The sequence below is a fragment of the Corynebacterium sp. genome, assembly GCF_012838985.1.
Taxonomy (GTDB): Bacteria; Actinomycetota; Actinomycetes; order Mycobacteriales; family Mycobacteriaceae; genus Corynebacterium.
Window position 1 is genome coordinate 1 of record NZ_DUOE01000037.1, and the last position, 1,765, is coordinate 1,765.

Sequence of the window (1,765 nt, forward strand, 5' to 3'; positions counted from 1 at the left end):
CCGCGTGAGCTACTGGGTCTAGGAGGACTCCCTTGGTATCCATCGACACCTACAACGCCTGCGTCGACTTCCCCATCTTCGACGCCAAGTCGCGTTCCATGAAGAAGGCCTTCCTGTCCACCGCGGGTGGCGCGATCGGGCGCAACAAGGACAACACCGTCGTCGTCGAGGCGCTGCGGGACATCAACCTGCACCTGCGTGAAGGCGACCGCGTCGGCCTCGTCGGCCACAACGGCGCCGGTAAGTCGACGCTGCTGCGTCTGCTGTCGGGCATCTACGAGCCGACGCGCGGTTCCGCGGACATCCGGGGCCGCGTCGCGCCGGTCTTCGACCTGGGCGTGGGCATGGACCCGGAGATCTCGGGCTACGAGAACATCATCATCCGTGGTCTCTTCCTCGGGCAGACGCGTAAGCAGATGAAGGCCAAGATCGACGAGATCGCCGAGTTCTCCGAGCTCGGCGAGTACCTCAACATGCCGCTGCGCACCTACTCCACCGGCATGCGCGTCCGCCTGGCGCTCGGCGTGGTCACCTCCATCGAACCGGAGATCCTGCTTCTCGACGAAGGCATCGGCGCTGTCGACGCCGCCTTCATGGCCAAGGCCCGCGTCCGCCTGCAGGAACTGGTCAAGCGCTCGGGCATCCTCGTCTTCGCCTCCCACTCGAATGACTTCCTGGCGCAGCTGTGCAACACCGCGTTGTGGATCGACCACGGTGAGATCCGTAAGGCGGGGCTCGTGGATGAGGTCGTGGAGGCCTACGAGGGCAAGGGGGCGGGCGATTACGTCCGCTCCCTGCTCAAGCGTTTCGACGTCGAGAAGCCCTGAGAAGCCCTGAGGGCGTTTGCCGGTACACTCCCCTCTTTTCGGGGGCTGAAATCCGGGGAGTGTACCGGCGATCGACCTGCGCGCCCCTCCGCTGCGCCTTAGGGTGTGGCCGAGGGGGAAGCTCATGGACTTCGGGGACCGGACCGTCGTGGATTCAGCCCTGCTCAAGGAGCGGGGGCTGAGCCAGAAGAAGATCGAGGGGCTCGTACGCAGGGGCCTCCTGCACCGCGTGGAGCAGGGCGTGTTCACCACGGTCCCGGCGGAGGGCGAGGTGCTGCTCCGGGCGCTCCTGCACCGCCGCCCGGGCCTGGTGTTCACGGGCCGCACCGCGCTGCAGCTGCGGCGGGGGAGCCCGATCACGCTGCCGGTGCAGGCGACGGTCCCGCCCGGGAGGTCGGTCAACGGGACGGACAGGCTCACCCTGGTGCGCCGCAAGGACGTCACGCACGAGGAGGTCGGCGGGTTCCGCGTGACGTCGCGTGCGGTGGCCGTGGCGGATGCGGACCGGGTCACCGACGCGGACCTCATCGCCTACCTGGAGGAGGAGTTCGCCGGTCGCCGGGGCAAGGAGGCTCTGGCGGAGGAGGTGGCGGCGATGCCGCGGGTGCCCGCCCGGTTCCACGGGCTGGTGGCCCGGGCCGCGGTCGGGGCGGACAGCGAGGTGGAGCGGCTGGTGGCGCGGGAGCTCATCGCGCGGGGTGTGGAGGTGGAGCAGAACGTCTTCCTCGGCCACTACTACTTCGACATCGTCCTGCCGCAGGCGAGAATCATCGTGGAGATCGACGGCTACCAGTTCCACAACGCGGAGAGCCGGGAGGCCTTCGTCCGGGACCGGTGGAAGGCGAACGTCGCGGCACGCCGGGGTTACCGCGTGCTGCGTTACTCCGGCAGCTGCGTGCGGCACCACCTGGTCCCGGTGGTGGAGCAGATCATCGCCC

Annotated in this window: 2 protein-coding genes; both read left to right on the top strand. The window is 68.5% G+C overall.

The features are described 5' to 3' along the window. Positions 1-32 precede the first annotated feature (32 nt). Positions 33-827, top strand: a complete 795-nt coding sequence (locus GXZ33_RS01820) for an ABC transporter ATP-binding protein (protein WP_291339156.1) — start codon at positions 33-35, stop codon at positions 825-827. A 124-nt stretch (positions 828-951) separates the two neighbouring features. Beyond that, positions 952-1,765: DUF559 domain-containing protein (locus GXZ33_RS01825; protein ID WP_291339157.1), on the top strand; the 814-nt coding region annotated here is incomplete at its 3' end.